This is a genomic window from Moraxella boevrei DSM 14165, assembly GCF_000379845.1.
GTDB classification, from domain to species: Bacteria; Pseudomonadota; Gammaproteobacteria; order Pseudomonadales; family Moraxellaceae; genus Faucicola; species Faucicola boevrei.
Genome location: NZ_KB903776.1, coordinates 22194 through 46689 on the forward strand (window position 1 = coordinate 22194; position 24496 = coordinate 46689).

The window sequence follows — 24496 nt, forward strand, 5'->3', positions numbered from 1 at the left end:
AAAAATTTAAATCATGGTTAAAAAACAAACTTCCGATAACACAATGATATCGGAAGTCGGTTTATAGTGGCTTTATGACACGCTTTAGAAACGGTAAGTCAAACTTCCCGAAACAGTGCGTGGCTCACCGAAGTTTAGCTGATTTGAACCCCAGTTATTGGTGATGTATTGTTTATCAAAAAGATTGTGTAAATTTAGCTGAGCTTCAAGGTTGTTGTTAACTTGATAACGAGCCATTAAATCCACCACGGCAAAACCATCTTGGCTATATTTTTCCTGTTTTTTGGTCACGCTATGGGTTAAAACCGCATAACGCTCGCTGGTATAATTCACCCCTGCACCTACGGTTAAGCCATTGACATAATCACCCATATCATAGGTGGCAAAGGCTTTTACCATGTGGCTTGGGATAGTCGTATCTAGCGGTTTGCCTGTTGCGGTTTTGGCATCGGTATAGCTATAGCCCAATGTTCCCATTAGGTTTTTGCTAAATTTACCCGATAATTCCATTTCAAAACCTTGGCTGGTTGCACCGTCAGTCGTGGTGTAGGCGATTTCTTTGGTTGAATTTTCAGTGCCTTTGACAAACGTACCGTTGAGACGTTGTGATGCGTTTTCTTTTTGGGTGTAAAATAAGCCAAATTGGGTTTGTAATTTATCATCTAACACGCTACTTTTAAAGCCTAATTCATAAGTGTCGCCCATTTCGGCATCGAGATGATTGCCGTTGACATCACGTACGGATTGCGGTCTAAAAATACTGGTGTAGCTGGCATAAGCCGATGTTTGTGGGCTAAACGCATAAGTCACTCCTGCATACGGTGTCCAAGCGTCTTCGGCTTTTTGATTCACTGTACCCCACTGCGTGCCTGTGCGTTCGTATTCAGAAAGGCGTGAACCCAGTACGACTGATAGTTTGTCGGTTGGTTTTAGCTGAGTGGCAAGATATGCACTGTTTTCTTTCATGGTGGTGTTCACGCTTTGGGTGGCACTATCCCAGTTGTATTCAGGATATGAGCCGTCCCACGCAAAAAAATTGTCATGTGGTGGAAATTGTGCTTTTGTCCAATCCAAAAATGTATCCGCTTCTTGGGTAAATTTGGTATGACTTGCTCCAAACATGGCTTGATGCGTTTTGCCAAACAAATTAAAATAACCTTTTACATCACCTTGAATGTTAAATTGTTTGTAATCATTTTCCGAGCGATAAGGATTAATGCCTAAGCCCAAACCTGTGTTTTTATCTAACGTATCACCGTATAACCAAAATAATTTGGCTTCACCGTTCACTACACGATAATTGGTTTTTAGCTCAGCTTGCCAATTTGGGGTGAATTGATGACTGACATTACTAAACACTTCATAAGTTTTATTATTCCAAACGCTCCAGTCAGTAGAAGTGGTTTTATTCACGTCCCAATCCGTGCGTGAGCCGTCTGAATAATACGCAGGCAAACCACCCCACATCGTGCCATGTTGACGCAGTTCACTTACGGTCATACCGATGCCTGCTTTGGTTTTTTCTCCGATATCCGCATCAATCACGCCATACAGACGGCTTTCGCCTTTTTCTTCGCCGTTCACATAGGTGTCACCGTCCGAATGTGCGACAATCACCCGCCCACGTACCGAACCATCTTCATTCAAGCCACGAGCATGGTCAAATACCACGCCATAATGCCCAAATTCATCCACACTTAACGTAATTTCGCTCGCGGGTGTGACGTTTTCTGCACGTTTACGCACTACATTCACACGAGCAGACGGCTCACCAGAACCCGATACCAAGCCTGTCGCACCGTGCGTGACTTCCACCGTATCATAGATAACGGAACTCACGTGATTTTCACCAATTACCAACTGACCATTGAAATCTAACGGCATACCGTCCACATGAATTTTGCTAATGCCAAACCCACGCGAATAAAAACTCGTCCGTCCACCGTCAATATTTCGCACATGAACGCCATTGGTATCTTTCATCACATCCACCAAACTTTGATTGTCTTGGTCTTTGATACGCTGAGCGGTAACCGTTGTCACGAGCTGGGGCGTTTCTTCTAAACTTAAATCCAATCCCGTTGATGCCGATGACTCACGGATGGTGTAGGGGGTAGGATTGCTAGATGATGCGTTAATGACAATCTCGTCCAAAGTCGCCGTTGGTACGACTTCTTCAGCAAGTGCAGGCAATGACAAAGCAACCGAACCGAATAACACCGTTTTTAATGCAAGATGAATACGCGTTTGAGAAAATTTCATAAAAACCCTTAAAAAATATAAATAATACAAAGACGAATAATAATAATTATCATTTCTAATAAAGTCAAGCAATGTTTTTACAAATATTTAACAAACCCGTAAAAAACAAAAAAACCACTAACAAATCGTTAGTGGCTCTATTTGAGATAAAAAGCGAAAAATTAACCGTGATGAGCTTTATCCAACTCAACCAACGCATTAATCGCCTTATTCATACCGTGCATGATTTGACCGAGCAACACTTGTTGCTTGGTAACCACAATCACAATCATCGGCTGATGCTCATTTGGCACAGCACTAATCATAATTTTACCATTTTCGGCATCCAAAATCACCGAGCGACAGCCCGTTAACTGGGCTTCAGCCGTTAAGGCTTGTACCAAAGCCAAAATTGAACTTCCGACCGCAGACAACTTGCCACCATCATAGTTTTTTTGGAAAATGGAGCTAACTTCAAAGCCGTCTGTTGATGCCAATAACACGCCGTCCACACCGCTAGTGGTATGAACTAATTCGTGCAAAATTTCGTTAGACAAAGTAACGAATTTTTCGCTTGGTTTGACACGGCTTTCCATTTGAAATAATTTATCGTTCATGTTGCTATCCACAAAGTTTGGGTTAATTGATAACTGTTAATATAAAGTAAAACTCACTGATGGATTAAAAAATACCAGTTAAAATTGGTTTTAATTGCTCAGCTCTAACGATGAAATAATCGTATCAACGAGCAACAATACATCTTCACGTTTACGCATATCAACAGGAAAAACAGGCAGGTTTTTACCTTGTTTGTCCAACCATTCACGGTAAATGCCAAAGTCTAATTCAGGTTTTTTGTCCACTTGGCTGATACCAATCACAATACGACCATCGTAGATTTTGGCAAAAGTTTCCAGGTAGTTGGCTAGGTCGCCAATCGGGTCTTGAGCCGAATGGTCAATTAGGATAATCACACCCAATGCACCTTGCGATAGGATGGGCCAAATAAAGTTAAAACGTTCCTGCCCCGGCGTACCGTATAGCCCAATACTCATGCCACCTTCTTAAGGTCAGCTCACCGTAGTCCATGCCCACAGTGGTTAATAGTTTGGCGTTCGTGCCAAGGTCGGTGTTTTTGACTTCGGTAGACACCACAGGGATATCAGACAGGCTTGAGATAGCTTGGGTTTTACCTGCGCCCATTGGGCCACTAAAGACGATTTTTAAGCGTTGCATAATAAAGCCTTACTAAATAATTTTTTGTTGATATTTAAAAAATATTAACAATACAATATTCTTTTGCTTATCATACACTAAAATGCTATTTTATACTAGCAATTTTGTGTGTGATTACCGATCTTAGCAGAAAATAACTGATTAAATGCCCAGTTTACGGCGTAAGCGAGATAAGAAACCTTTCATGCCATCTTGCTGGTCGGTTTGGGCAGGTTGTTCTGTCTTGATTTCTTGTTGTAAGCTACTGGTTGCATGACTGGTTGGCATTGTCGGCGTAGGGGTTGCCGTCACAGTTTGATTTGACGTTGTGTGTGTGCCTTTAAATTGGCTGACAGTTTGAGTCAAGTTCTCATAAACTTCTGTTTGTAAAACGCCTGACATCACTAAGGCGATTAGCATGGCTTTGGTAACATTGGCATCCACACCGCTTAAGCTAATCAATTCACCAAGGCTAACTTCACGTGCTTCTAACACGCATTGTACTTTTAGGGCGTTATGGCGTTGGTTGTTGTTATCAGGTTTTACCCAACTAGTGATGTGGTAAGGGTTGGTAGTATTGACCAAAGCTTGCAATGCTTTGGCATTTTTTAAACCAAATTGCCAAAAATATTGTACCAAATCTAGTGAATTTTTTGGGTCTAAGGTTTGCGGATTGGCAACGTTTAACGTCCAAGCTGACGGCTCTAAAGTCGCTTGTTGTAACCAAATGCGTTGTTGTTTTGGCTGGATATATGCTAAAACTGCCCCTTGAGCGTTGTTTAAACTAAACAGTTGGTCTTCTTTTTTATGTAAACGGCTTAACACTTGGGCGATTGCTAAAGCGACACTGTTATCGCTGTTAACATGGGCTTCGGATGCGGTAAGTGATACCGTAGGCTGTGGGTTTGCCATAGGTTTTTGTTGGCGACTGGCGATTAAGTCGTCTAGCGAGGTGCGACCTTGTGGTTTTGCAGAATTGTCTGGCGTATCGTTTGAGCTAATACGAGTCGGTGTATGTCCTGATAAAAATTGTAAATTGGCATATAACCATTTATTGAGCGGGTCTAAATCTTTAATTGGCAAGGTCAAAATATTACCTGTCAAATAGCCGTTATCACCCTCAGTACGGGCGATATATAGGGCGGCGGCGTGCGGTTTTGCAGACATTAGACGTTGAACGCTGTCGGCGTGCTGAAATTCAGCATTCACCATAAACAAATCAACCGCTTCATGGTTAGCAGATACCCATTCAAGGTCGGCTTCTAACCGCATTAACAGACGTAAATAACCCTTAATAATCACTTGGTCAGCAGGTCGGACTCCGACTAGGGCAATGCGTAAAACTTTTTTGGTATTGTCATTGGAAGTTAGACTCATGGACATACATTCCTTTTATTTTATTTTATGTCGGATAAATGTTGCAAAAACGCTACCGAAATTTAATTATAAATTTTAACAAGATTTTAACAAATAAGGTAGGTTGCAAAGCCCATAAAAATAACCTTTCATACCAAAAAACGCAAAAAGTGTTACAAAAGCGTATCAATCTTTAGCCAAAAAATAACTGATTATTAATTTTGATTAATAATCAGTGTTTTTGACAATTTTTATTACAAGTAAAGATTATATTTTTTTAAAAATTAACGACAATTTTTTGGCTCAGTTACATTCACTGTCACGTTGACATTGGCCAGGGAAAACAGTGCTGATACTTGCTTTTGGGCATTGTCAGTGGCAAGTTTGAGCATATCGGATTTACAGGCGGTTTTTAGCACCTGTGCCTTGCCAGATTGTTGTGCTTGTTTGAAAATTTCGGGGTCAACGTCCATGATGCCAAACACGCCTGTCTGAATGTCATATACTTCAATGTTGTCCAAATAGGTTTCAAACACTTGGGCGGGAGGTAGGGTAATGCTTACCGACTGCGTGGGGTTATCAGATTTTTCATCAAGCGGTGTCACCGTGATATGTTCAGGTTTTAATTGATTTAAATCAATACCTGCCTGTACCCGCCCATGAGCGACAAACAGTCCTTTTTGTTCGTCCTGCCAAAGGGTGTACCAGTTGCCCTGTTTTTGGGCAGTGATAACGGTATCCACGTTATACACGACCGTCTGTAAGCGATTTAAGCTTTGGATTTTGCTAATCACGCCGTCTGTGGTTAAGACGTCAATTTTGGGTTTGGCGTTTTTTTGATAGGTATAAAACCCAACTGCCATCGCACAAATTACGCCAAATAGCACAAGCGACAGCCAAAAATACATGGATTTTACAGATTTTATCATGATAAGTTTACCTTTAATGAAATTATCGTTGCTAATCTTTAGTGTAAAGACAATGAATGAATTAATCAATATGCCCTGTGTAAGGGTGTTTTATATTTTGTAAACGATGATTTGAATTTTTAAAATGATTGGTGTGGTTGCTACTATCATTAGGTATGATTGCAGTTTATAATACGAGGATAAGGATTGTCAAATTCTTAACAAACCGTTACAATAGCTTATTTATTAACGATTTTAAGGTGCGATATGAAAGCCAGCCAATTTACCTTTGCCACATTAAAAGAAACGCCAAGCGATGCCGATGTGGCTTCTGCCAAGCTTATGCTGCGTGCAGGACTTATCCGCAAGTCGGCATCAGGGCTGTATAGTTGGTTGCCAATGGGTTTAAAAACTTTGCAAAAGGTCGAAAAAATCATCCGTGAAGAGATGAACGCCATTAATAGCCAAGAGCTTTTGATGCCTGTGGTACAGTCCGCGGAACTTTGGCAAGAGTCGGGTCGTTGGGTGGATTATGGTCCAGAATTATTGCGTTTTAAAGACCGCCATGACCGTGATTTTGTGCTTGGACCTACGCATGAAGAAGTGATTACCGATATTGCTCGCAATTTGTTAAAAAGCTATAAACAATTACCACAATGTTATTATCAGATTCAGACCAAATTCCGTGATGAAATCCGCCCACGTTTTGGCGTGATGCGTTCTCGTGAATTTATCATGAAAGATGCCTATTCGTTCCACATTGACCAAGCCTCTTTGCAAAAAACTTATGATGATATGTATGGTGCGTATAGCAGGATTTTTACTCGTCTTGGCTTGGATTTTCGTGCGGTACAAGCGGACACAGGATCAATCGGTGGTTTTGCATCACATGAATTTCAAGTTTTGGCAAATTCTGGCGAAGATGATATTGTCTTTAGCGATACCTCTGATTATGCGGCGAACATTGAGCTTGCCGAAGCGATTTGTAATGACACTCGACCAGTCCCAAGCCAAGCCAAAACAGACGTTGCAACGCCAAATATGCCAACCTGTGAACAGGTTGCCGAGCATTTGGGATTGCCACTTTCCCAAACGGTAAAAACCTTGATTGTAGAAGGTATTGATGATGAAAATGGCAAGCCGACCTTGGTGGCGTTGGTGCTTCGTGGCGACCATAGCTTAAACGAAATCAAAGCGGAAAAATTAGCCCAAGTGAAAGCCCCATTAACCTTTGCCACAGAAGATGCCATGAAAACTGCAGGGCTTCATAAGGGTTATATTGGCGTGTTTGATTTAAATATGCCTGTCATTGTGGACAAAAGTGCGTCTGTTTTAGCAGATTTTGTCAGCGGTGCGAACAAGCCTGATTTTCACACCATAGGGGTAAACTGGGAACGTGATGCCCAAATTACCCAAGTTGCCGATATTCGCAACGTAGTGGAAGGCGACCCAAGCCCAGACGGACAAGGTAAACTGCAAATCCGCCGTGGTATTGAAGTCGGTCATATTTTCCAACTAGGCGACAAATACGCCAAAGCATTAAACTGTGCGGTCATGGGTGAGCAGGGCAAGCCTGTGATCACCACGATGGGCTGTTATGGTATTGGGGTAACTCGTATCGTGGCGGCGGCGATTGAGCAAAATCATGATGAACAAGGTATTATCTGGAAAATCAGCGAAACAGGCGAAAGCCTTGCACCGTTTGACGTGGCGATTGTGCCGATGATTAAAGGCAAAATGAAAGATGCCAACAATGACAAAGCCATGCAAATGGCTACTGAACTTTACAACGATTTAAAGATAAAAGGCGTTGATGTATTGCTTGACGACCGTGATGAGCGTGCAGGCGTGAAGTTTGCCGATTTAGAGCTCGTTGGTATTCCGCATCGTATCGTGATTTCGGAGAAAAATATTGCTGACAATGGCGACGTTACCTTTGAGTACGTTTATCGTGCTGATGGTGAAAAACAAATGTTAACACTCGATGAAGTTTTAGCAAAAATCGCTGTTTAATGCTGTTTTAATAAAATCGTTGCAAAGATTTAAACCAAAAAAAGTGTGTAACATTTTACGCACTTTTTTATTGAAAAAAATCTTTATTCTTTAAACCCAATCACATGACCGTATTCGTCCAGTTCAAAATCTTGAATTGAAAAACCCTTTTCGTCTTCGGCTTTTTTAATGTCGCATAAACTCAAAATCTGTGCTTCTTGACTGCTCGGGCTTGGATAATAAAACTCACCGATTTTACGTCGTGAGTCTTCAACAAACTCAGGATAATCGCTCACACGCCACAAATCATTGTATTGACGGTCTTGAAAAATAAAATCTGCCAATTTTAACTCGCCTGTATCGCACCGTATTTGTACCAAAAGCGAAAAAGCACTGGTAATGCTTTTTTTGCCAAGGTTAGGGTTATACACACTTTCGGCTTTGTCCATGCGGTCTCGAAACCAAATGGATGTGACTTCATAACCTTCGCTATCGGTAAAGGTGCGATAGCTGTCCAAATCCATGCCACCGCCGTTAAAATCACTGTCATCAGGTTGCCACCAACGAGCCGAATGTGCCAAATTTGGCAAACTGCTAAATAATATTAAACTTGCTAAACATAATGCTTTGATTTTCATCAGATTTTTCCTTTTTAACCATGGGTAAATTTATTTTAAAATGACAAAAACGTTGGTGGTGTGAGAAACACTATTTCGCAAGACGAGTCGTAGCAAAGTGGTCGAACCATGACGTTTTTGTGAGCATTCGACAAGTTCATGGAGAACGAAAAAACATCGTTAATCGCTCAAACCAAGCACCGCCAACACACCGTCCAAGCCTGTTACATTGATTGCAAAGTCCGCTTGTTGTTGCACAATCGGCTTAGCACGATACGCAATGCCGATATCGGCAAGTTGCAACATTGGCACATCATTTGCTCCGTCGCCAACTGCTACCGTCTGTGACAAATCAATCCCTAAGCGTGTTGCTGTTTGTTGCAAAATCTCGGCTTTTTTTGCCCCATTGACAATCGGCGTGGTGATATTGCCTGTTATTTTGCCGTTTTGAATGTCCAATTCATTGGCAAACACTTCATCAATTCCTAAATAATTTTTAACATAGTTTGCAAAATAAGTAAAACCACCTGACACTAACACCACATGATAACCTGCTCGTCTTAAACGACTGATTAAGCGTTTCGCTCCAAGGCTAAAACTCAAATTTTGTGCGATAATTTCGTCCAATACCGCCACGTCCAACCCTTTTAGCAACGCCACACGTCTGACAAAACTTTCATCAAAATCAATCTCGCCACGCATTGCCGATTCGGTGATGATGTCCACTTGTTCGCCAATCCCTGCTTTTTTGGCAAGTTCCACAATCACTTCCTGCTCAATCAACGTGGAATCCATGTCAAACAAAGCCAGTTTGTGTGGTCGTTGCTGTTGGCTCAATGGCATGGCGTGAATGTCCAGATTGGTAAAATGCACACTACTAAACAATTGTTTGATATTTTTTTGAAAATTTGCTAAATCAGGTTTGGCAACGCTCACGTACCATTGTAAGGTCGTAACAGGGCTAATTTGTTCGGCTTGTGGTGTTGGCTTGTGGGTGTCGTTTAGATTTTGTTGCCAATCTAGGGAACTTGTCAATGTTTGTTGATTAATTAGGCGTAAAGTTGGGTAATTTTCCGCAAGTAGCTGTTGAATTTGATATAATAGACCAAACTCAAATTTGGGTGCAGATAATGTCAAAATCCAACAATTTGGCTCAATTTTACCCATTTTTGCATAAAAATTTGTATTCATGTTGATTTTCCCCTTGTCTGATAAAGCAATTAGCATGATAATGTAGCATTTATTTTTCACAAAAGAAAGTTTTAAATTTATGAGTCATCTTGCACCCCGTCAGGGCATTTTTGCCATTGTGTTATTAGTGAGTTTTTGCCTACATTTGTTGGTTCTTATGCTGAGTGTGGAAAAACAGCAGTATGATTATCAGACCGATAAAGGCGAAAAAATCGTGGAGCAGTTGGGCAAAGAAGCCCTTGTTGCCATTGGTAATCAAGACCGTATCAGTTTAAGTGTGCTGGCGAACCGTTACCAAGTGGATAGCGATATTGCCAAGCTCGTGATTATGGATAAAAATAAACAGACGTTGGTACAAATAGGGCAATCGCAACACGATGTCGGACAAGTGATTGACAAATTAATTATTCAAAACAATCAAGAAATAGGGCAAGTGAGCGTAACCATGCGTGCGTTGTCTAATGGTGAGATTTTGGGGCAACAATGGCTGTTTATCTTGGGTACGGCGGTGTTGCATCTGTTTTTATGGCTGATTTATGGCTATGTGGCACGCCCAACCCAAGCTCAAATTGATGAGCTTGGTGAAAAAGTGCAACAACGTTTGGCACTTGCTCGTCAAGGCGGTAATTTGGAACAAACCGTTGCAACTGAGCCTAATCAGGTGGCACAAACTAAAAATAATCAACAACAGTCGGAAAATAAACCCGCTGAAAATCCCAATGCCACCATCCAACAATATTTGCAAAAGAACCGCCAAACAAACTTGCCAAGTCAACATGATGAGCAAATAACCAAGATTGAACTGGATAACCCACAAGACGATAAAAGATCTGATAATCTGACAAAAGACGTGGCAAAAGGCGTTGACCCAAATCAAGAACAAACCGTGGCAATCCAAATCCGCTTTTTTGATGAGTTTAAATTGTTAGAACGCCTAACCCCTGACACCGCAACGCCGTATCTGCATTTGTGTGAACAGTTGTTATTGCGTGCGTGCGATAGCTTGTTAAGCCCAAATTCATCGATGCTAAACCGCTTTACCAAAGGTGTGATACTCGAAGCGTTGCCGTATTTTGACAAAAACGGAGCGGTCGTGCATTTAACAGGCAAACCCGACCAAGTGGCATTCGCATCGGTGTTATTGTCCAAGCTTGTGCTGATTTTAAACCAAGTCGTGTATGAAAAACACCGTGAATTATCACGTTTTGCTTTGCCGATGATGGCAGGTGTTGGTATGGTGCAAGACTTTGATAATTTGCACGGTTTGATGAACAATCATGGCAAAGAAGATAGCTTGGTGATTTTGTATCCGTCAGCGATGTTAAAACATTTAGAAAAACAAATCCAAATCAAACAACAACGACACCCACGCACCGTCAAAGAACGTGAAATGCGTTGGTATGACGGGCTGTCACAAAGTGTAATGAAAGAATTAATCCAAAAACGTGATGATATTTTGACCAGTGCCGAACGCTATCAAATCGCCGAACAGGAATAATTTTTCGGCTTTGGTAATATAAAGATTGACATTTTTTAAAAAATAATTTATAAACCGCATTATTTTTTGAATTTTTTAATAGAATTCTTTTTAAACCAGTAAAACAAGAAAACCGTTCCTAGTAAGCCTATCGAACTATCACGGTTTTCGTAGCATTCGACACGTTTATGGCGAAGCAAAACCGAGTTTGAAAAGACTTCTAATTGTTATTAAAAAGGAGTCCACATGGCTGAACCAGATATTGATGATAGCTTTGAAGATGACAATTTTGACGATGACGAAGACGCCCGTCTGGCGGATGATGACGCATCACGCCGTGGCAGTAGCTTGGAAAAACGTCGCATGATTGACAATTTCTTGGCGGAAAAACGTCTAGAACGTTCGTTGCGAGATAGTTTTGACGATGATTTGGATGACTTGGACGATGACGATTTTGACGACGGGGATTTTTAAGAAACATTTTTAGAAAATTTAGGATAAATGATGAATTTTGATGATTTAATTGATTTTTTGGATAGTGATGATAACCAATTTGGCTTGTCAAGCCTTGCCACACATGGTTTTTTGACCGCATCGGTGGTGGCAAAATCGTTAAAAAATTGGCAATCGTTGCTATTTGAAGGTAACGAAAAACAAGTTAAACCTGCGGTGTTGCAAGCGATTAGCGAATGGCGAGCCGAATTACAAGCCACGCTCCAAGACGAAAAAGCCATTGAATTGCCGTTTGACATTGTTGAAACCGATTATAGCGATATCGCCGAGTCGGACGTGGGCGAGTGGTCGGTGGGCTTTGTGGATGCGATGTACGCCAGCGATGACGAAGCTGATGACTGGTTCGCTGATAGCCGTACCGAAGAAGATGTGGCGATGCTGACCCTGCCAATGGTGCTTTTTAGTGGCATTGACGAAGAAGAAGCCGACATGAAAGAGCTAATAGACGACCCAACCACCATGGCACAAATGGCATCGGCGATTGAAAAAAATGTGGTGGAATTGTTTTTGTTGTTTCACACCGATGATTAATTCATTGTTTAAAAAAATTAATCATAAAAAGGTAATCCAATGAAAATCCAAAATATCGCACTAGTGGGTAGTTTGTCAGTGATGTTGTTAGCGACGGGTTGCCAAACCACCAAAACTAGCCTAGAGCCACAACCAATCGGCGGTGATACCGATGCTGACGGCTGTTTGATATCGGCAGGGCAAACCTATTCCACGCTAAAAGGGGAATGTGTGCAAGTGTTTGACGTGGCGGACATTCAACTTACCGATCCGAACAATGACAGGTTAGCGGTGTATGTGATTTTATCAGAAGATAAATCCCAAGCGGAAGTTTTTTTGGGGGGCGATCCACAGCCGATTTTGATGGATGTGGTTAAAGGCGGTTATTTGTCTAAGGACAGTAAAATTAGATTGGTAAAAATAGCGGATGGTTGGCGTATTCGCCGTTAATTTTTGGCTATTTAAAATTAAAAAAGGTATCACGATTTGGCGATACCTTTTTTGTTCGGTGTTTTTATTAGATGAATTTTTAAAGTTAATTGATTAATTCTTTTAATAACTGATTCACCTGTGCAGGGTTTGCTTTACCCTTAGATGCTTTCATCACTTGCCCAACCAGTCCATTAAAGGCTTTTTCTTTGCCAGATTTGTATTCATCAACCATAGCTTGATTATTTTTTAAGACTTCTTCGACAATCGCTTTAATTGCTCCTGTGTCAGTTTCTTGTTTTAACCCTTTTTCATTGATGATGTCATCGGCGGTTTTATCCGATTCCCACAAATAGCCAAACACTTCTTTGGCGATTTTACCGCTAATGGTATTATCCAAAATACGAGCAATTAACCCTGCCAAACGCTCGGCAGAAATAGGCGAATTGTTAATCGTCAAATCATTTTTGTTGAGCGAACCAAGTAGGTCGCCCATCACCCAGTTGGCAGAGATTTTGGCATGGGCTTTACCGACTTTTTCCACAACATTTTCATAAAAGTCAGCAAGTTCTCGGTTTGCGGTCAAAATTCGACTGTCGTATTCAGGCAAGCCAAGCTCACCCATAAAGCGTTCACGGCGTGCGGTCGGTAGCTCTGGCATATTGGCACGGATTTGGGCAATCGTCTCATCGTCGATATGTACAGGCAACAGGTCTGGGTCAGGAAAATAGCGATAATCGTTGGCTTCTTCTTTTTCACGCATACTGCGAGTTTCGTCTTTTTCAGGGTCGTACAGGCGAGTAGCTTGCACCACTTCTCCACCGTCTTCAATCAAATCAATTTGGCGTTCAATCTCAACAGTAATAGCACGCTCAATAAAGCGAAATGAGTTTAAGTTCTTTAATTCACAACGTGTACCAAGTGGTGCGTTCGGCTTACGCACGGACACGTTACAGTCACAGCGAAACGAGCCTTCTGCCATGATAGCATCCGATATACCAAGCCACGTTACCAGCTGATGAATCGCTTTAACATAAGCGACTGCCTCAGCCGCTGACCGCATATCAGGTTCAGAGACGATTTCTATAAGTGGCGTTCCAGCACGGTTTAAGTCCACGCCCGTCATGTGGGGAACTGCGTCATGCACCGATTTGCCAGCATCTTCTTCTAGGTGGGCACGAGTGATGCCGATGCGTTTGGTGTATTCGTTTTTTTCGCCTTCATTCACTACGATGTCAATGTAGCCTTCACCCACGATAGGGTGTGCCATTTGGCTGATTTGGTAGCCTTTTGGCAAGTCAGGATAGAAGTAGTTTTTACGGTCAAAAGCGTTCATTTGTCCGAGTTTGGCATTCACGCCCATACCAAATTTTAACGCCTTTTCCACAACTTCTTTGTTTAACACAGGTAGTACGCCCGGCAATGCCAAATCCACGATGTTGGCTTGGGTGTTCGGCGCTTGTCCAAATTCGGTACTGGCAGGCGAAAAAATCTTGGTGTTGGTGTTTAATTGGCAATGAATTTCAAGTCCAATAACGACTTCATAGCCGTCAATTAAAAGGTTTTGGGTCATAATGGGTTCTCTTTTTTAACTGTTAAATCATAAAGTAGGGTAAATTGAGTACACCAACTTTATCTACAAATTTGTGATAAGAAATATCATCAACTTTAAAACTCATGATAACTTTTGGCATTTTTTTCCTAAATGTATAATTGAGAAAATTTCGCCAATTTATCATCAAGTGTTAATAACGTTAATTGATGTGTTTTTGCAGTTGCTAAAATCAGGGCATCTGGCAATTTAATTTTGTGTTTTTGGCGAATGGCGATTGCCTTATCACGAATATTGTCATCAAGTGGGTATTGCGTGAATTGGTTAGCAATGTATTTTAATTGCTCACAAGTTTTATTGTCCACGCCATAAAACCCAATAAATTCAATATAAGTAATAATGCTAATGGCACATTCAGACAAATAAACGCCTTTTTGTGATAATAAATTAAAACTTTCGGGCGTTTGTTTTTGTAAGCCAAGCAGCGTACAAGTATCCAGCAAATATTTACCACTCATCACGCATTGCTCTTTGATATGCCACAGGGTCAATGCTATTGAATGCGTCTATGGGCGGTTGTTTTTTAAAAAAGTCGGTTAATAAAACATCGTCTTTTTTATCTTGAATTGCCCATTTTTCAATCAATTGGGCAACGCTTAACTGCTCGCTTTGGGCTTGGGCAATGACCATTTGTTCAATGTGGTGCGGTAATTCTATTAACATCATATTTCCTTAAATACCATTATGAACCAGTATTAAATTTTTATCATTTTCTACCAATTCACAATAGCCAATTAATTTATCCAATTCGGTTAATAATTCATCACGGCATACGGTGATTTTTTCATAATCGCCTTTAAAATCATCATCGTCCACAATCGTAAAATAATTGCCTGTTAAAATAAATTCATTAGGAGCATTGGCAAATACCGCTCGCCAAGCAATGATTAAATTTTTAAAAGGCGTAATCAGCGATTGATTAAATCCTGTAATGCCATGATAACATAAGCCTTGAATAGGGCATTTTTTATCACAATGGGCTAGGGTGATTATCCAATTTAAACTGTCCATTAGATATTGAATAATATCATCGTGAATAACCGCTTTATTGGGATTGTCATTATTTATAAAAGTATCGTCATTATGGGCAATAATCGCAAAATAATGCCTTAATACGCTCATTAATTAGCATTTAGCAATCGGCGATAGTTCCTTATGAAACTCCGTCACTTGCTGATAAGCGTCCGCCGTATTTAGTAGCGTATCTTCCGCCCAATGTTTGCCAATCAGTTGCAAGCCTACAGGCAAGCCCTCCACAAAACCCACAGGGTGAGACAATGCGGGCAGACCTGCCAAATTTACGCCAATCGTGTACACATCGCCCATATAAATCTCGCTTGGCGTTAAGCTCGCTCCGATTTTGTAAGCTGGCGTTGGGGCAGTTGGGGTTGCGATGACATCACAACTTTCAAAGGCTTTATTAAAATCATTTAAAATCAAACGGCGTACCTTTTGGGCTTTGACATAATACGCATCAAAATAGCCTGCTGATAGAGCATATGTGCCCATTAAAATTCGGCGTTGTACTTCTGCCCCAAAACCTTCGGAGCGAGAGCGTGTGTACAGGTCGCTCAAATCGCTTGGATTTTCACAGCGATAGCCAAACCGCACGCCATCATAGCGAGACAGATTAGATGATGCTTCGGCAGGGGCAAGCAGATAATAAGTCGCCAAAGTAATCTCTGGACTGGTCAAGTTGACATCAACCAAAGTTGCCCCAAGCTCTTCATATTGTTTTAAAGATTGGTTAATGATAGTTTTAACATCATCTTGCAAACCTGCTCCAAAATATTCGCTTGGCACGCCGATTTTTAGACCTTGTAACGGCTTATCCCCATTTGCTTGAGAGCGTTTAGCAATTAAATCTTTCGTCCATGTTGGCACGTCTTTATTGACACTGGTTGAGTCTTTAGGGTCAAATCCGCTCATCACTTCTAAAAGATAGGCACAATCTTCTGCGGATTTGCCAAAACTGCCTGCTTGGTCAAAACTTGACGCATAAGCAATCATACCAAAGCGAGAAATGCGACCATAAGTCGGCTTGATGCCTGTCAGTCCACAAAACGAAGCAGGTTGGCGAATTGAACCGCCTGTATCTGAGCCTGTGGCAAGTGGAGCAAAACCACTGGCAACCGCCGCCGCCGAACCGCCTGACGAACCGCCCGGTACATAGTCCAAATTATACGGATTATGCACCGCCCCAAAGTACGAGCTTTCGTTGTCCGACCCCATGGCAAACTCGTCCATCGACGTCTTGCCAAGTGTAACCAGACCGACATCTAGGCATTTTTGCACAATGTGGGCGTTATATGGGGAGACAAAATTGGCAAGCATTTTTGAGCCACAAGTGGTTAGCACCCCTTGGGTATTAAAAATGTCTTTGTGGGCAAGCGGTATGCCTGTCAAGGGGTGGGCATTGCCTGACTTTAGGCGTTCGTCTGCTAATTTTGCCTGTTCTAAGGCAAGTTCTGGCGTAACGGTAATAAAGCTATTCACCGCTTTATCGTGTGTGTCAATACGATTTAAAAAATGCTCTGTCAATTCAACCGAGCTAAATTGTTTGGCTTGTAAACCGTCAGCGATTTCACGGACGGATAGGGTGTGTAAAGTTGTCATAGGTTTTCTGCTTATAAAAAATATTAAATTACAATGAGTTATTGCTAATATAAGTTTCAAAATGAAATCTTTCAATATAAAAACTATCAACAATAAATAAGTGTTTGGATTGCCAGCAAACCAAATCAGGCCCAAACCATACCCAAAACACACAGTTTGCCTTATTAAAGTCAATTTTATCTTGCAATTTATCTAAACTGATGTCAAAGGGAAAATAAGATTGTAGGGCTTGGTAGTCGCGAAACGCACCTAACTCATCGGTTTTGCCATATACTTCAAAAGTGCCTACATCAAGATAATCTTGTGCTAACACTGCCATAAATTCGCCATCAAGGTCAAATTGATCAATGATTTTATGGGTGTTATTGTTTGGCGAGCAATCCAAATAAATGCGTTTTTTCACGGTTATCAGTCAATCACTTGCGGCACTAGATACAATCCATCTTGTACCGCAGGGGCAATTGCTTGATTTTGTTCACGATTGACCGACAAGCCATTTAAATCCACCACATCAGGGCGTAAGACTTGCACGCCGTCGTGGACATTGGTTAGGGGCTTGATATCATCGGTATTGACCTCGGATAAAATGTCCATCATCGACAAAATTTTGCTAAGACTTTCGGCATGACCTTGGCATTGACTTTCATCAATTCCCAAACGAGAAAGTTTTGCAATACTCATAATGTCTTCAGTAGAAATCGGTTGAGCCATAACTTTTCCTTTAAATTTAATTAAATTGTGACTATTAAAATATCAATAATTAACCCAATAAACTGTAAACTTGATTAATCAAATATTGATTAAAAATACTAAAAAAAATAAACTTACCCACTATTTTAACAAATTTTACAAAATTTAGGCGTGAAATTTTACAAATTTTTTTTATCAACTTAATTTTATTAATTCGTAAAAAATACAAAAAATTAATTTTTGATTAAAATTTTTGTAAAAAATGTTTGATTTTTAATATTTTGTTATAAAAAATATCACCTAAATCATCGTTTTTGATAAAATTACTATATTTTATCGCCATTTAGCGGTATAATTTGCCACTATTTATTTTAACTTTTTGCTCTGCGTTATTTGCAGTGTTTTTCACTGGGAAATGTTTCATGTTCGGATTTTTTTCAAACAATATCGCCATTGACCTAGGCACGGCGAACACCTTGATTTACGCCCCAAATAAAGGCGTGGTGCTAAACGAACCGACCGTGGTCGCGTTGCGTTCTAACCGTACTCAAAACCCAACGGTCGCGGCTGTGGGGATTGATGCCAAACAAATGTTGGGGCGTACCCCTGATAATATTACCGCCATTCGTCCGTTAAAAGACGGTGTGATTGCCGATTTTGAAGTGACGCAAAAAATGCTGAAACACTTTATTAATAAAGTACGTGCCAAGCGTTTTATGACCAATACCGATGTGATTGTGTGCGTACCGTGTAAATCTACCTTGGTTGAGCGTAAGGCCATTCGTGAAGCGGTGCTGTTTGCAGGGGCAAATAAGGCGTTGTTAATTGAAGAGCCAATGGCGGCGGCGATTGGGGCGGGATTGCCTGTACATGATGCGAGCGGTTCTATGGTCGTGGATATCGGTGGCGGTACGACTGAGATTGCGGTGATTGCCCTGTCAGGTTGCGTGTATGCCGACTCAATTCGTATCGGTGGTGATGTGTTTGACGAAGCGATTATTACCCACGTTCGCCGTACCCATGGTTGTGTGATTGGTGAAACCACCGCTGAACGTATCAAAATGGAAGTTGGTATCGCGATGGAAGATAAAACCGATAAACCGCTAGAAGTCGAAGTGCGTGGGCGTAGCATGGCAGAAGGCGTGCCAAAAACCTTTACTGTCACGTCAACTGAAATTCAAAAAGCCTTAAGTGACCCATTAGCAGGGATTGTCGCAGGGGTAAAAGCCGCTCTAGAACAAACCCCACCCGAATTATCGTCCGATATTGCTGAACGGGGTATTGTGCTAACAGGCGGTGGGGCGTTATTGCGTAATCTTGACGTGTTGATTTCTCGTGAAACAGGCTTACCAGTAACCGTTGCCGAAGACCCATTAACTTGCGTAACGCGTGGCGGTGGTAAGGCCCTTGATTTTATTAACAATAAATCGCTAAATATGATTTTTGTTTAAAAAATGCCTATGTTAAAAAGATACCGCTATATTTGGCGGTTTCCTTTGTTAGGGTGTTAAAATTTCATGCTATTAAAATTATTAAATTTTTTAAATATTATTTAAAAGCTACCTTTAAAAACCATGTGATTTGTTATGTCGTTAACCCTTTTTAGTCATCAGCCATTAACTCTGCGAAAAACAGCGATTGTGGTGTTTTTTGCCATTGTATTAATGTTGTTAGATAGCAAAAATTCCCAGCTATTTCAACCTGTTCGTAATGTGGCACATGCGTCTATGCAACCGATTTATCAGATGTCGGTGTATCCTGATTTTTTTGTAGCATGGCTTGACAGTAAAACGACTGATAAAGAAACCTTACGCCGTGAAAATATCCAGTTGAAGGCAGAGTTACTACACATTAAAGGGCAGTTACAAAAACAAGATTATCTGATAGCTGAAAATGCCCGTTTGCAAGGCATTTTATCCACCACTAATCCGAACCAATTTCATCTGATGTTGGCATCAAAAACGATTGGTACCGATAGCAGTCCGTTACGCCAAATGATTGTGATTAACAAAGGCACAAAAGACGGTGTGGTAATCGGTCAAACCGTGATTGATGAAAATGGGATTTTGGGGCAAGTACTCAACGTGTACGAACATACGAGCCGTGTGCTACTGTTAAGCGATGAGCAACAATCGGTCGCGGTGAGCATCAAACGCACAGGGCAAAACGCCATTGTAACAGGTAAGGGTAGTCCGCAATATTTGTCATTAGACTATATTTTTAAAGCAACCGATGTGCGCGTTGGTGATGAGTTGATTTCTTCAGGTCTTGGCGGGCGTTTTCCTGCAGGTTTTCCTGTCGGACGTGTGGCAAAAATCGAAGATGAACAGGCAGGGGGCTACGCCAAAATTACCGTGACACCGACGGCAAATTTTGTTAATACTGCCTATGTGTTGTTGCTTCAGCCCAAAAAATAAGCCAAAAATACGAGTTCGCTATGCCAAATTCTCACGCCCACAAAAAATCTCCCGTGCATTTATATAGTGTCATGGCGTTGAGTTTTGTGGTAGCATCTATTTTGAGTGTCTATCCGCTCAATGCCACTATCGCCGTGTTTCGTCCGATGTGGTTGATTATGGTGTTGACCTTTTGGTTGATTTTTCAGCCGAGTTTGGTTGGGGTCAGCTTGGCGTTTTTTATTGGATTAATGGCGGATTTATTGACCGATAGCCGACTGGGGCAACAAGCGTTATGTGCGGTATTGGTGGCATTTTTTGTCAAATTTATTAGCGGTTATCTCAAACAACTGTCGTCAGGTTTGGTGTGGCTATTGGCAGGGGCGTGTTTACTGTTATATCAATCGGCGTTGATTTTTTTACATTTGTTCACCCAAGGGATTTTTGCCCCACAACTTTTATTTGCCATGCTGTTAAGTGTGGTGCTATGGCCCCTATTAGTTGCTGTTTTGGTTAAGTATACCGTTTAAAAAAATAAATAATATGATTACATTACCGATTATTTTGGCGTCCACATCGCCAAGACGCCATGAACTGTTAAACCAAATTCAGCTACCGCATAGCCGTTTGGCGGTGGGAATTGATGAGACAATTTTACCAAACGAAACGGCGGTTGGCTACATTGAACGCATGGTGCAACAAAAAGCTGAACGTGCGGTGATAGACCTGCTTGCTCATTCGCCCAACTTGGTCAGTTTGCTGATTACCGCCGATACGATTGGTGTGTTAAACAATGGTAAAATCTTGCTAAAACCTGACAATTTTGACGATGCCAAACAAATGTGGCAACAAATGTCCGATAATGTGCATCAGGTTTGGACGGCGGTGCAAGTTAGCCTAATACAAAACCAACAAATTTATCATTACCAACGCCAAACCGTGATGACGGATGTGCGTTTTATTCCGCTAAATAACCAACAAATGTTAGACTATTGGCAAACAGGCGAACCACAAGACAAAGCAGGCGGTTATGCTATTCAAGGCATTGGAGCGACATGGGTGAAAACTATTCATGGTAGTTACAGCAATGTGGTGGGATTACCGTTGGTGGAAACCTTAGCGTTGTTGCAATCGGTAGAACAATTTTTTCAGACCCATTCGTAATTTTTTTAAACAACCTTCCGTCAAATTTTAATACCCCAAAAAATATGCTACAATGGCGTATTTTTGACCTAGTTTTAAAAAGGGTATTATTCTTATGACAAATAACTCACAAAATCAATCGCTTGGCGATATCATTAATCCCAACGAACAAACTCGCATCGCTCACGGTAGCCAAGTGGCGTTACATTTTGAAGTGAGCCTAGAAGACGGCACGCTGATTGACAGCACCTTTGAGCGTCCTGAGCCTGTTACGCTCGTGGTGGGGGATGGCAGTTTGTTAGAAGGTTTTGAAAATGTGTTGTTAAATCTGACCGCAGGCGACACTCGCACCGCTCATTTATCGCCTGCAGAAGCCTTTGGTGAAGGCAGTCCTGATAATGTGCAGAGTTTTGCCAAAACTGATTTTGCCTTAAGCGGTGAGCCTGAAGTGGGCATGATGATTGAGTTTGAAGACAAAAGCAAAAGCACGCTAGTTGGTGTGGTGAGTGAAGTTACTGATGAGATTGTGAAGGTAGATTTTAATCACCCTTTAGCAGGGAAAAATGTATTATTTAAAGTGCAAATCATCAAAGTTACCCCAAAAGATAGCCAAGCGGTACAGGTGGGTTGATTTTTTTGCTTAATTAAAAGAAGGAAAACCGTTCACCCTGAGCTTGTCGAAGGGGTGGTTTCCGTCATTTGATAAGCTCACCACGAACGCAAACGTACCTTCTTGTCCTACAGCCAATCAATGAGCGGTATCCCAGTTATCGCCAACACCGACTTCTACCAACAATGGTACGGCAAAATCCACCGTCCAACCTAATTTTTTGGCGGTGTCATAAAAGACGTTTTGCATGGCATTTTTGATTAACTCACTGATTTCATTGACTTTATTTTCATCTACTTCAAATACCAATTCATCATGCACTTGCAGTAACATTTTGGCATCGTCCTTTGGCAATACATCATTGACTGCTATCATGGCAAGTTTGATAATGTCTGATGCCGAGCCTTGTAACGGTGCGTTAATCGCCCCACGTTCTGCCGATTGGCGTATCATGGCGTTGCTGTGGTTCACGTCAGGTGTGTGAATTTTTCTGCCTAAAATCGTTTCAACATAGCCTTGGTCATGGGCAAGTTGTCGGGTAGTTTTCATGTAGTTTTTGACGTTAGGATATCGCTCAAAGTAGCGTTTGATGTAGTCTTGGGCTTGTTGACGGCTAAAGCCGAGTTGCTTTGCTAAACCAAACTCGCTCATGCCGTATAATAGCCCAAAATTGACCGCTTTGGCTTGGCGACGTTCTTCGCTAGTAACGTCATCAAACGCTTTGCCCAAAATTTCGCTCGCAGTGGCACGGTGAATATCATGTCCTTCGTTAAAGGCTTTGATTAACACAGGGTCTTTGGCAAAATGTGCCATGAGCCGAAGTTCAATCTGTGAATAATCCGCCGACAAAATTTTTCGCCCCGTCGGTGCGATGAAGGCTTGTCGAATCAGTCGCCCTGTATCGCTACGAATGGGAATATTTTGCAAATTTGGCTCGGTAGATGACAGTCGTCCCGTGCTAGTCAAGGCTTGATGATAGCTCGTGTGTACACGGTTTTGGCTATCTGCCACATTCGCCAACGCATCGGTATAAGTACTTTTTAACTTTGCCAAACTGCGATAGGCTAGTACGGTATCCACCAACTCATGTTCAATTTTTGCCAATACTTGCTCGCTGGTAGAATACTGTCCTGTTTTGGTTTTTTTACCGCCTTTGATTTGCAGTTTTTCAAACAAAATTTCGCCGAGCTGTTTTGGGCTTGCTACGTTAAATGTTTCGCCTGCTTGGGCGTGAGCTGTATGTTCTAGTTGCTGAATTTGACGGTCAAATTCATCAGACAGTTTGTTCAAAAAGGGTTTGTTAATCAACACCCCTGCCTCTTCCATATCGCACAAAATTTGGGCAATTGGAATTTCAATATGGGTTAACAATTGTTTATCATTGTCGGTTAAACGTTCACTAAACAGTTCAAACAATTGCCAAGTAATATCCGCATCTTCGCACGCATATTGACTGGCAACCGCCAAATCCACTTTATCAAAACTAATTTGTTTTGCCCCTTTGCCTGCCACATCTTCAAACGTGGTGGTGCTTGTGTGCAAATAATGACGTGCCAAATCGTCCATGTTGTGGCGAGTAGCGACCGTGTTAATGACATAACTGGCGAGCATGGTGTCCATTTGCCAATTTTTAGGGTCATTGGCAAGTGCAATACCATAATTTGCCAGAATATGACTGTCATATTTTAAGTGCTGTCCGACTTTGGCAATGTTTGGGTTTTCTAATAAATTTTTTAAATTTGATAATACAAAATCTTCGTTTAATTGGAGTTCAATCTGTTCTCCAAGAGCGTTGACGTGATTGACGGGTACATAATAGGCATGGTGTGCTTGAAAGGCAAATGACAATCCGACTAATTGAGCGGTTTGCCAATTCAAATCGGTGGTCTCCGTATCTACCGCAAAACAGGGGCTTTGCTCTAAATCTTTGATAAGATTTAAAAAATCAGTTTCATTCGTAATGGTTTGATAAACTTTTGCAACCTTTTTTTGCACCGCATTTGGTGTTGATTGAGCATTTACCGTATGCGATGATTGATTAGCAGGATGAAATGGATGCTCCAATGATTTAAGCTCACCTTTAAATTCTAACTCCGTAAAAATCGCCCGTTTTTCTGCTAAATTAAAACTTGGGTCGGTAGGCAATTTTAACGCATCCCAATCGCTAATCAAATCCAAATCGGTGATAATGGTTGCCAATTTTTTGTCAAGGGCAATGCTGTCAATGCTCTGGGCAAATGTTTGTTTTTGTTTGCCTTTTAACGTGTCAATGTTGGCTAAAATGTTATCAATTGTGTCATATTCTGCCAATAATTTTTGGGCAGTTACTTTGCCAATGCCTGCCACGCCTTGAATACCGTCTGACGTATCACCCATTAATGTCAGATAATCAATGATTTGGCGGGGAGCGACACCGAATTTTTCCTGCACGCCTGCTACATCATAGCGTTTGTCATCAAAACTATTTTCTACCACAATCGCATCGTTCACGAGCTGGCACATATCTTTGTCGCCTGTAGAAATAATGACATGATGCCCTTGTTCACAGGCTTTGTGGGAAAGTGAGCCAATGATATCATCAGCTTCCACCCCTTCTTGGCGTAGTAGCGGAATACCCAATGCCTGTATCATGCGATGAATGTGCGGAATTTGTTCGGCAAGCTCTTCAGGCATTTTTGGGCGATCGCCTTTATAGATGGCGGAAAGCTTATGACGAAATGTCGGTGACTTGGTATCAAATGCAATCGCCATATGGGTCGGCTGATAGCGGTTAATCAGTTTATTAATCGCATTTAGTGTACCACGAATGGCATTGGTGTGTAGACCTTGGCTATTTTTCATGTCAATTGGCAAGGCATGAAATGTGCGAAAAAGATAGTAAGAACCATCAATTAAAACAAATGGCGGTTGCTCAAAATTAACGTGTGACGTATCTAATAATGCGGTGGGTGTTTGGGTTGTTTGATGGTTCATAGTAAAG

24 protein-coding genes and 1 pseudogene are annotated in these 24496 nt (G+C 41.4%); 10 read left to right on the plus strand and 15 right to left on the minus strand.

Features of this window, described 5'->3' with window-relative positions:
- Positions 1-84: 84 nt before the first annotated feature.
- The 5 genes and pseudogenes from A3G3_RS13150 to A3G3_RS0103985 all read right to left on the minus strand — a co-directional run bounded on the left by A3G3_RS13150 (position 85) and on the right by A3G3_RS0103985 (position 5741).
- Entirely contained in the window at positions 85-2262 is a 2178-nt protein-coding gene (locus A3G3_RS13150) for a TonB-dependent siderophore receptor (protein WP_019519246.1), read from the minus strand.
- Between the two features lie 161 nt (positions 2263-2423).
- Entirely contained in the window at positions 2424-2858 is a 435-nt protein-coding gene (locus A3G3_RS0103965) for a roadblock/LC7 domain-containing protein (protein WP_019519247.1), read from the minus strand.
- Positions 2859-2948: 90 nt separating this feature from the next.
- Positions 2949-3477 (minus strand): annotated as a pseudogene (locus A3G3_RS13155) (GTP-binding protein).
- 141 nt (positions 3478-3618) lie between these two features.
- Positions 3619-4833, minus strand: a complete 1215-nt coding sequence (locus A3G3_RS0103975) for a hypothetical protein (protein WP_019519249.1) — start codon at positions 4831-4833, stop codon at positions 3619-3621.
- 263 nt (positions 4834-5096) lie between these two features.
- Complete coding sequence (locus tag A3G3_RS0103985) at positions 5097-5741, minus strand: DUF4230 domain-containing protein (RefSeq protein WP_019519251.1); 645 nt, start codon at positions 5739-5741, stop codon at positions 5097-5099.
- Between the two features lie 246 nt (positions 5742-5987).
- On the opposite strand from A3G3_RS0103985, the gene A3G3_RS0103990 reads away from it, so the two are divergent.
- Positions 5988-7733, plus strand: a complete 1746-nt coding sequence (locus tag A3G3_RS0103990; RefSeq protein WP_019519252.1) for a proline--tRNA ligase — start codon at positions 5988-5990, stop codon at positions 7731-7733.
- Between the two features lie 83 nt (positions 7734-7816).
- Here the strand turns inward: A3G3_RS0103990 and A3G3_RS0103995 are convergent, their stop codons facing one another.
- Positions 7817-8350 carry a hypothetical protein gene (locus A3G3_RS0103995; protein WP_019519253.1) on the minus strand — a complete coding sequence of 178 codons (534 nt, stop codon included), beginning with the start codon at positions 8348-8350 and terminating at the stop codon, positions 7817-7819.
- A gap of 159 nt (positions 8351-8509) precedes the next feature.
- Complete coding sequence (serB, locus tag A3G3_RS0104000; RefSeq protein WP_019519254.1) at positions 8510-9520, minus strand: phosphoserine phosphatase SerB; 1011 nt, start codon at positions 9518-9520, stop codon at positions 8510-8512.
- Between the two features lie 79 nt (positions 9521-9599).
- Here serB and A3G3_RS0104005 point away from each other — a divergent pair, with 79 nt between their 5' ends.
- The 4 genes from A3G3_RS0104005 to A3G3_RS0104020 all read left to right on the plus strand — a co-directional run bounded on the left by A3G3_RS0104005 (position 9600) and on the right by A3G3_RS0104020 (position 12470).
- Positions 9600-11018, plus strand: coding sequence for a hypothetical protein (locus A3G3_RS0104005; RefSeq protein WP_019519255.1), 1419 nt, complete (start codon positions 9600-9602; stop codon positions 11016-11018).
- A 225-nt stretch (positions 11019-11243) separates the two neighbouring features.
- Complete coding sequence (locus A3G3_RS0104010; protein ID WP_019519256.1) at positions 11244-11471, plus strand: PA3496 family putative envelope integrity protein; 228 nt, start codon at positions 11244-11246, stop codon at positions 11469-11471.
- Positions 11472-11501: 30 nt separating this feature from the next.
- Positions 11502-12041, plus strand: a complete 540-nt coding sequence (locus A3G3_RS0104015; RefSeq protein WP_019519257.1) for a UPF0149 family protein — start codon at positions 11502-11504, stop codon at positions 12039-12041.
- A 39-nt stretch (positions 12042-12080) separates the two neighbouring features.
- Positions 12081-12470 carry a hypothetical protein gene (locus A3G3_RS0104020; protein ID WP_019519258.1) on the plus strand — a complete coding sequence of 130 codons (390 nt, stop codon included), beginning with the start codon at positions 12081-12083 and terminating at the stop codon, positions 12468-12470.
- A gap of 85 nt (positions 12471-12555) precedes the next feature.
- Here the strand turns inward: A3G3_RS0104020 and gatB are convergent, their stop codons facing one another.
- The 7 genes from gatB to gatC all read right to left on the minus strand — a co-directional run bounded on the left by gatB (position 12556) and on the right by gatC (position 17388).
- Positions 12556-14022, minus strand: a complete 1467-nt coding sequence (gene gatB, locus A3G3_RS0104030; RefSeq protein WP_019519260.1) for an Asp-tRNA(Asn)/Glu-tRNA(Gln) amidotransferase subunit GatB — start codon at positions 14020-14022, stop codon at positions 12556-12558.
- A gap of 128 nt (positions 14023-14150) precedes the next feature.
- Entirely contained in the window at positions 14151-14519 is a 369-nt protein-coding gene (locus A3G3_RS0104040; protein WP_019519262.1) for a PIN domain-containing protein, read from the minus strand.
- Entirely contained in the window at positions 14509-14724 is a 216-nt protein-coding gene (locus tag A3G3_RS0104045) for a hypothetical protein (protein ID WP_019519263.1), read from the minus strand. The genes A3G3_RS0104040 and A3G3_RS0104045 overlap by 11 nt, the downstream gene beginning before the upstream one ends.
- Before the next feature lie 9 nt (positions 14725-14733).
- Complete coding sequence (locus A3G3_RS0104050) at positions 14734-15183, minus strand: hypothetical protein (protein ID WP_019519264.1); 450 nt, start codon at positions 15181-15183, stop codon at positions 14734-14736.
- Positions 15184-15186: 3 nt separating this feature from the next.
- Complete coding sequence (gene gatA, locus A3G3_RS0104055) at positions 15187-16677, minus strand: Asp-tRNA(Asn)/Glu-tRNA(Gln) amidotransferase subunit GatA (protein WP_019519265.1); 1491 nt, start codon at positions 16675-16677, stop codon at positions 15187-15189.
- Positions 16678-16705: 28 nt separating this feature from the next.
- Positions 16706-17080: a hypothetical protein gene (locus tag A3G3_RS0104060; protein WP_019519266.1), complete on the minus strand. Its 375-nt coding sequence runs from the start codon at positions 17078-17080 to the stop codon at positions 16706-16708.
- Positions 17081-17085: 5 nt separating this feature from the next.
- The gene (gatC, locus tag A3G3_RS0104065) at positions 17086-17388 is read right to left on the minus strand and encodes an Asp-tRNA(Asn)/Glu-tRNA(Gln) amidotransferase subunit GatC (protein ID WP_019519267.1); all 303 of its coding nucleotides are present in this window, start codon (positions 17386-17388) and stop codon (positions 17086-17088) included.
- Between the two features lie 401 nt (positions 17389-17789).
- Here gatC and A3G3_RS0104075 point away from each other — a divergent pair, with 401 nt between their 5' ends.
- From A3G3_RS0104075 to fkpB, 5 genes are all read left to right on the plus strand, one after another.
- Positions 17790-18818, plus strand: a complete 1029-nt coding sequence (locus tag A3G3_RS0104075) for a rod shape-determining protein (protein WP_019519269.1) — start codon at positions 17790-17792, stop codon at positions 18816-18818.
- A 135-nt stretch (positions 18819-18953) separates the two neighbouring features.
- Complete coding sequence (gene mreC, locus A3G3_RS0104080; protein WP_019519270.1) at positions 18954-19784, plus strand: rod shape-determining protein MreC; 831 nt, start codon at positions 18954-18956, stop codon at positions 19782-19784.
- A gap of 20 nt (positions 19785-19804) precedes the next feature.
- Complete coding sequence (gene mreD, locus A3G3_RS0104085) at positions 19805-20293, plus strand: rod shape-determining protein MreD (protein ID WP_019519271.1); 489 nt, start codon at positions 19805-19807, stop codon at positions 20291-20293.
- 13 nt (positions 20294-20306) lie between these two features.
- A complete protein-coding gene (locus tag A3G3_RS0104090) occupies positions 20307-20927 on the plus strand; it encodes a Maf family protein (protein ID WP_019519272.1) in 621 nt (206 codons plus the stop codon).
- A 94-nt stretch (positions 20928-21021) separates the two neighbouring features.
- Complete coding sequence (fkpB, locus tag A3G3_RS0104095) at positions 21022-21537, plus strand: FKBP-type peptidyl-prolyl cis-trans isomerase (RefSeq protein ID WP_019519273.1); 516 nt, start codon at positions 21022-21024, stop codon at positions 21535-21537.
- 117 nt (positions 21538-21654) lie between these two features.
- Here the strand turns inward: fkpB and polA are convergent, their stop codons facing one another.
- Positions 21655-24489, minus strand: coding sequence for a DNA polymerase I (gene polA, locus A3G3_RS0104100; RefSeq protein WP_019519274.1), 2835 nt, complete (start codon positions 24487-24489; stop codon positions 21655-21657).
- Positions 24490-24496 lie beyond the last annotated feature (7 nt).

What these genes read in the sequence shown, in the direction of transcription:
- A3G3_RS13150 (WP_019519246.1), bottom strand. Translation starts at nt 2,262, where the DNA reads ATGAAATTTTCTCAAACGCGTATTCATCTTGCATTAAAAACGGTGTTA.
- A3G3_RS0103965 (WP_019519247.1), bottom strand. Translation starts at nt 2,858, where the DNA reads ATGAACGATAAATTATTTCAAATGGAAAGCCGTGTCAAACCAAGCGAA.
- A3G3_RS0103975 (WP_019519249.1), bottom strand. Translation starts at nt 4,833, where the DNA reads ATGAGTCTAACTTCCAATGACAATACCAAAAAAGTTTTACGCATTGCC.
- A3G3_RS0103985 (WP_019519251.1), bottom strand. Translation starts at nt 5,741, where the DNA reads ATGATAAAATCTGTAAAATCCATGTATTTTTGGCTGTCGCTTGTGCTA.
- A3G3_RS0103990 (WP_019519252.1), top strand. Translation starts at nt 5,988, where the DNA reads ATGAAAGCCAGCCAATTTACCTTTGCCACATTAAAAGAAACGCCAAGC.
- A3G3_RS0103995 (WP_019519253.1), bottom strand. Translation starts at nt 8,350, where the DNA reads ATGAAAATCAAAGCATTATGTTTAGCAAGTTTAATATTATTTAGCAGT.
- serB (WP_019519254.1), bottom strand. Translation starts at nt 9,520, where the DNA reads ATGAATACAAATTTTTATGCAAAAATGGGTAAAATTGAGCCAAATTGT.
- A3G3_RS0104005 (WP_019519255.1), top strand. Translation starts at nt 9,600, where the DNA reads ATGAGTCATCTTGCACCCCGTCAGGGCATTTTTGCCATTGTGTTATTA.
- A3G3_RS0104010 (WP_019519256.1), top strand. Translation starts at nt 11,244, where the DNA reads ATGGCTGAACCAGATATTGATGATAGCTTTGAAGATGACAATTTTGAC.
- A3G3_RS0104015 (WP_019519257.1), top strand. Translation starts at nt 11,502, where the DNA reads ATGAATTTTGATGATTTAATTGATTTTTTGGATAGTGATGATAACCAA.
- A3G3_RS0104020 (WP_019519258.1), top strand. Translation starts at nt 12,081, where the DNA reads ATGAAAATCCAAAATATCGCACTAGTGGGTAGTTTGTCAGTGATGTTG.
- gatB (WP_019519260.1), bottom strand. Translation starts at nt 14,022, where the DNA reads ATGACCCAAAACCTTTTAATTGACGGCTATGAAGTCGTTATTGGACTT.
- A3G3_RS0104040 (WP_019519262.1), bottom strand. Translation starts at nt 14,519, where the DNA reads ATGAGTGGTAAATATTTGCTGGATACTTGTACGCTGCTTGGCTTACAA.
- A3G3_RS0104045 (WP_019519263.1), bottom strand. Translation starts at nt 14,724, where the DNA reads ATGTTAATAGAATTACCGCACCACATTGAACAAATGGTCATTGCCCAA.
- A3G3_RS0104050 (WP_019519264.1), bottom strand. Translation starts at nt 15,183, where the DNA reads ATGAGCGTATTAAGGCATTATTTTGCGATTATTGCCCATAATGACGAT.
- gatA (WP_019519265.1), bottom strand. Translation starts at nt 16,677, where the DNA reads ATGACAACTTTACACACCCTATCCGTCCGTGAAATCGCTGACGGTTTA.
- gatC (WP_019519267.1), bottom strand. Translation starts at nt 17,388, where the DNA reads ATGGCTCAACCGATTTCTACTGAAGACATTATGAGTATTGCAAAACTT.
- A3G3_RS0104075 (WP_019519269.1), top strand. Translation starts at nt 17,790, where the DNA reads ATGTTCGGATTTTTTTCAAACAATATCGCCATTGACCTAGGCACGGCG.
- mreC (WP_019519270.1), top strand. Translation starts at nt 18,954, where the DNA reads ATGTCGTTAACCCTTTTTAGTCATCAGCCATTAACTCTGCGAAAAACA.
- mreD (WP_019519271.1), top strand. Translation starts at nt 19,805, where the DNA reads ATGCCAAATTCTCACGCCCACAAAAAATCTCCCGTGCATTTATATAGT.
- A3G3_RS0104090 (WP_019519272.1), top strand. Translation starts at nt 20,307, where the DNA reads ATGATTACATTACCGATTATTTTGGCGTCCACATCGCCAAGACGCCAT.
- fkpB (WP_019519273.1), top strand. Translation starts at nt 21,022, where the DNA reads ATGACAAATAACTCACAAAATCAATCGCTTGGCGATATCATTAATCCC.
- polA (WP_019519274.1), bottom strand. Translation starts at nt 24,489, where the DNA reads ATGAACCATCAAACAACCCAAACACCCACCGCATTATTAGATACGTCA.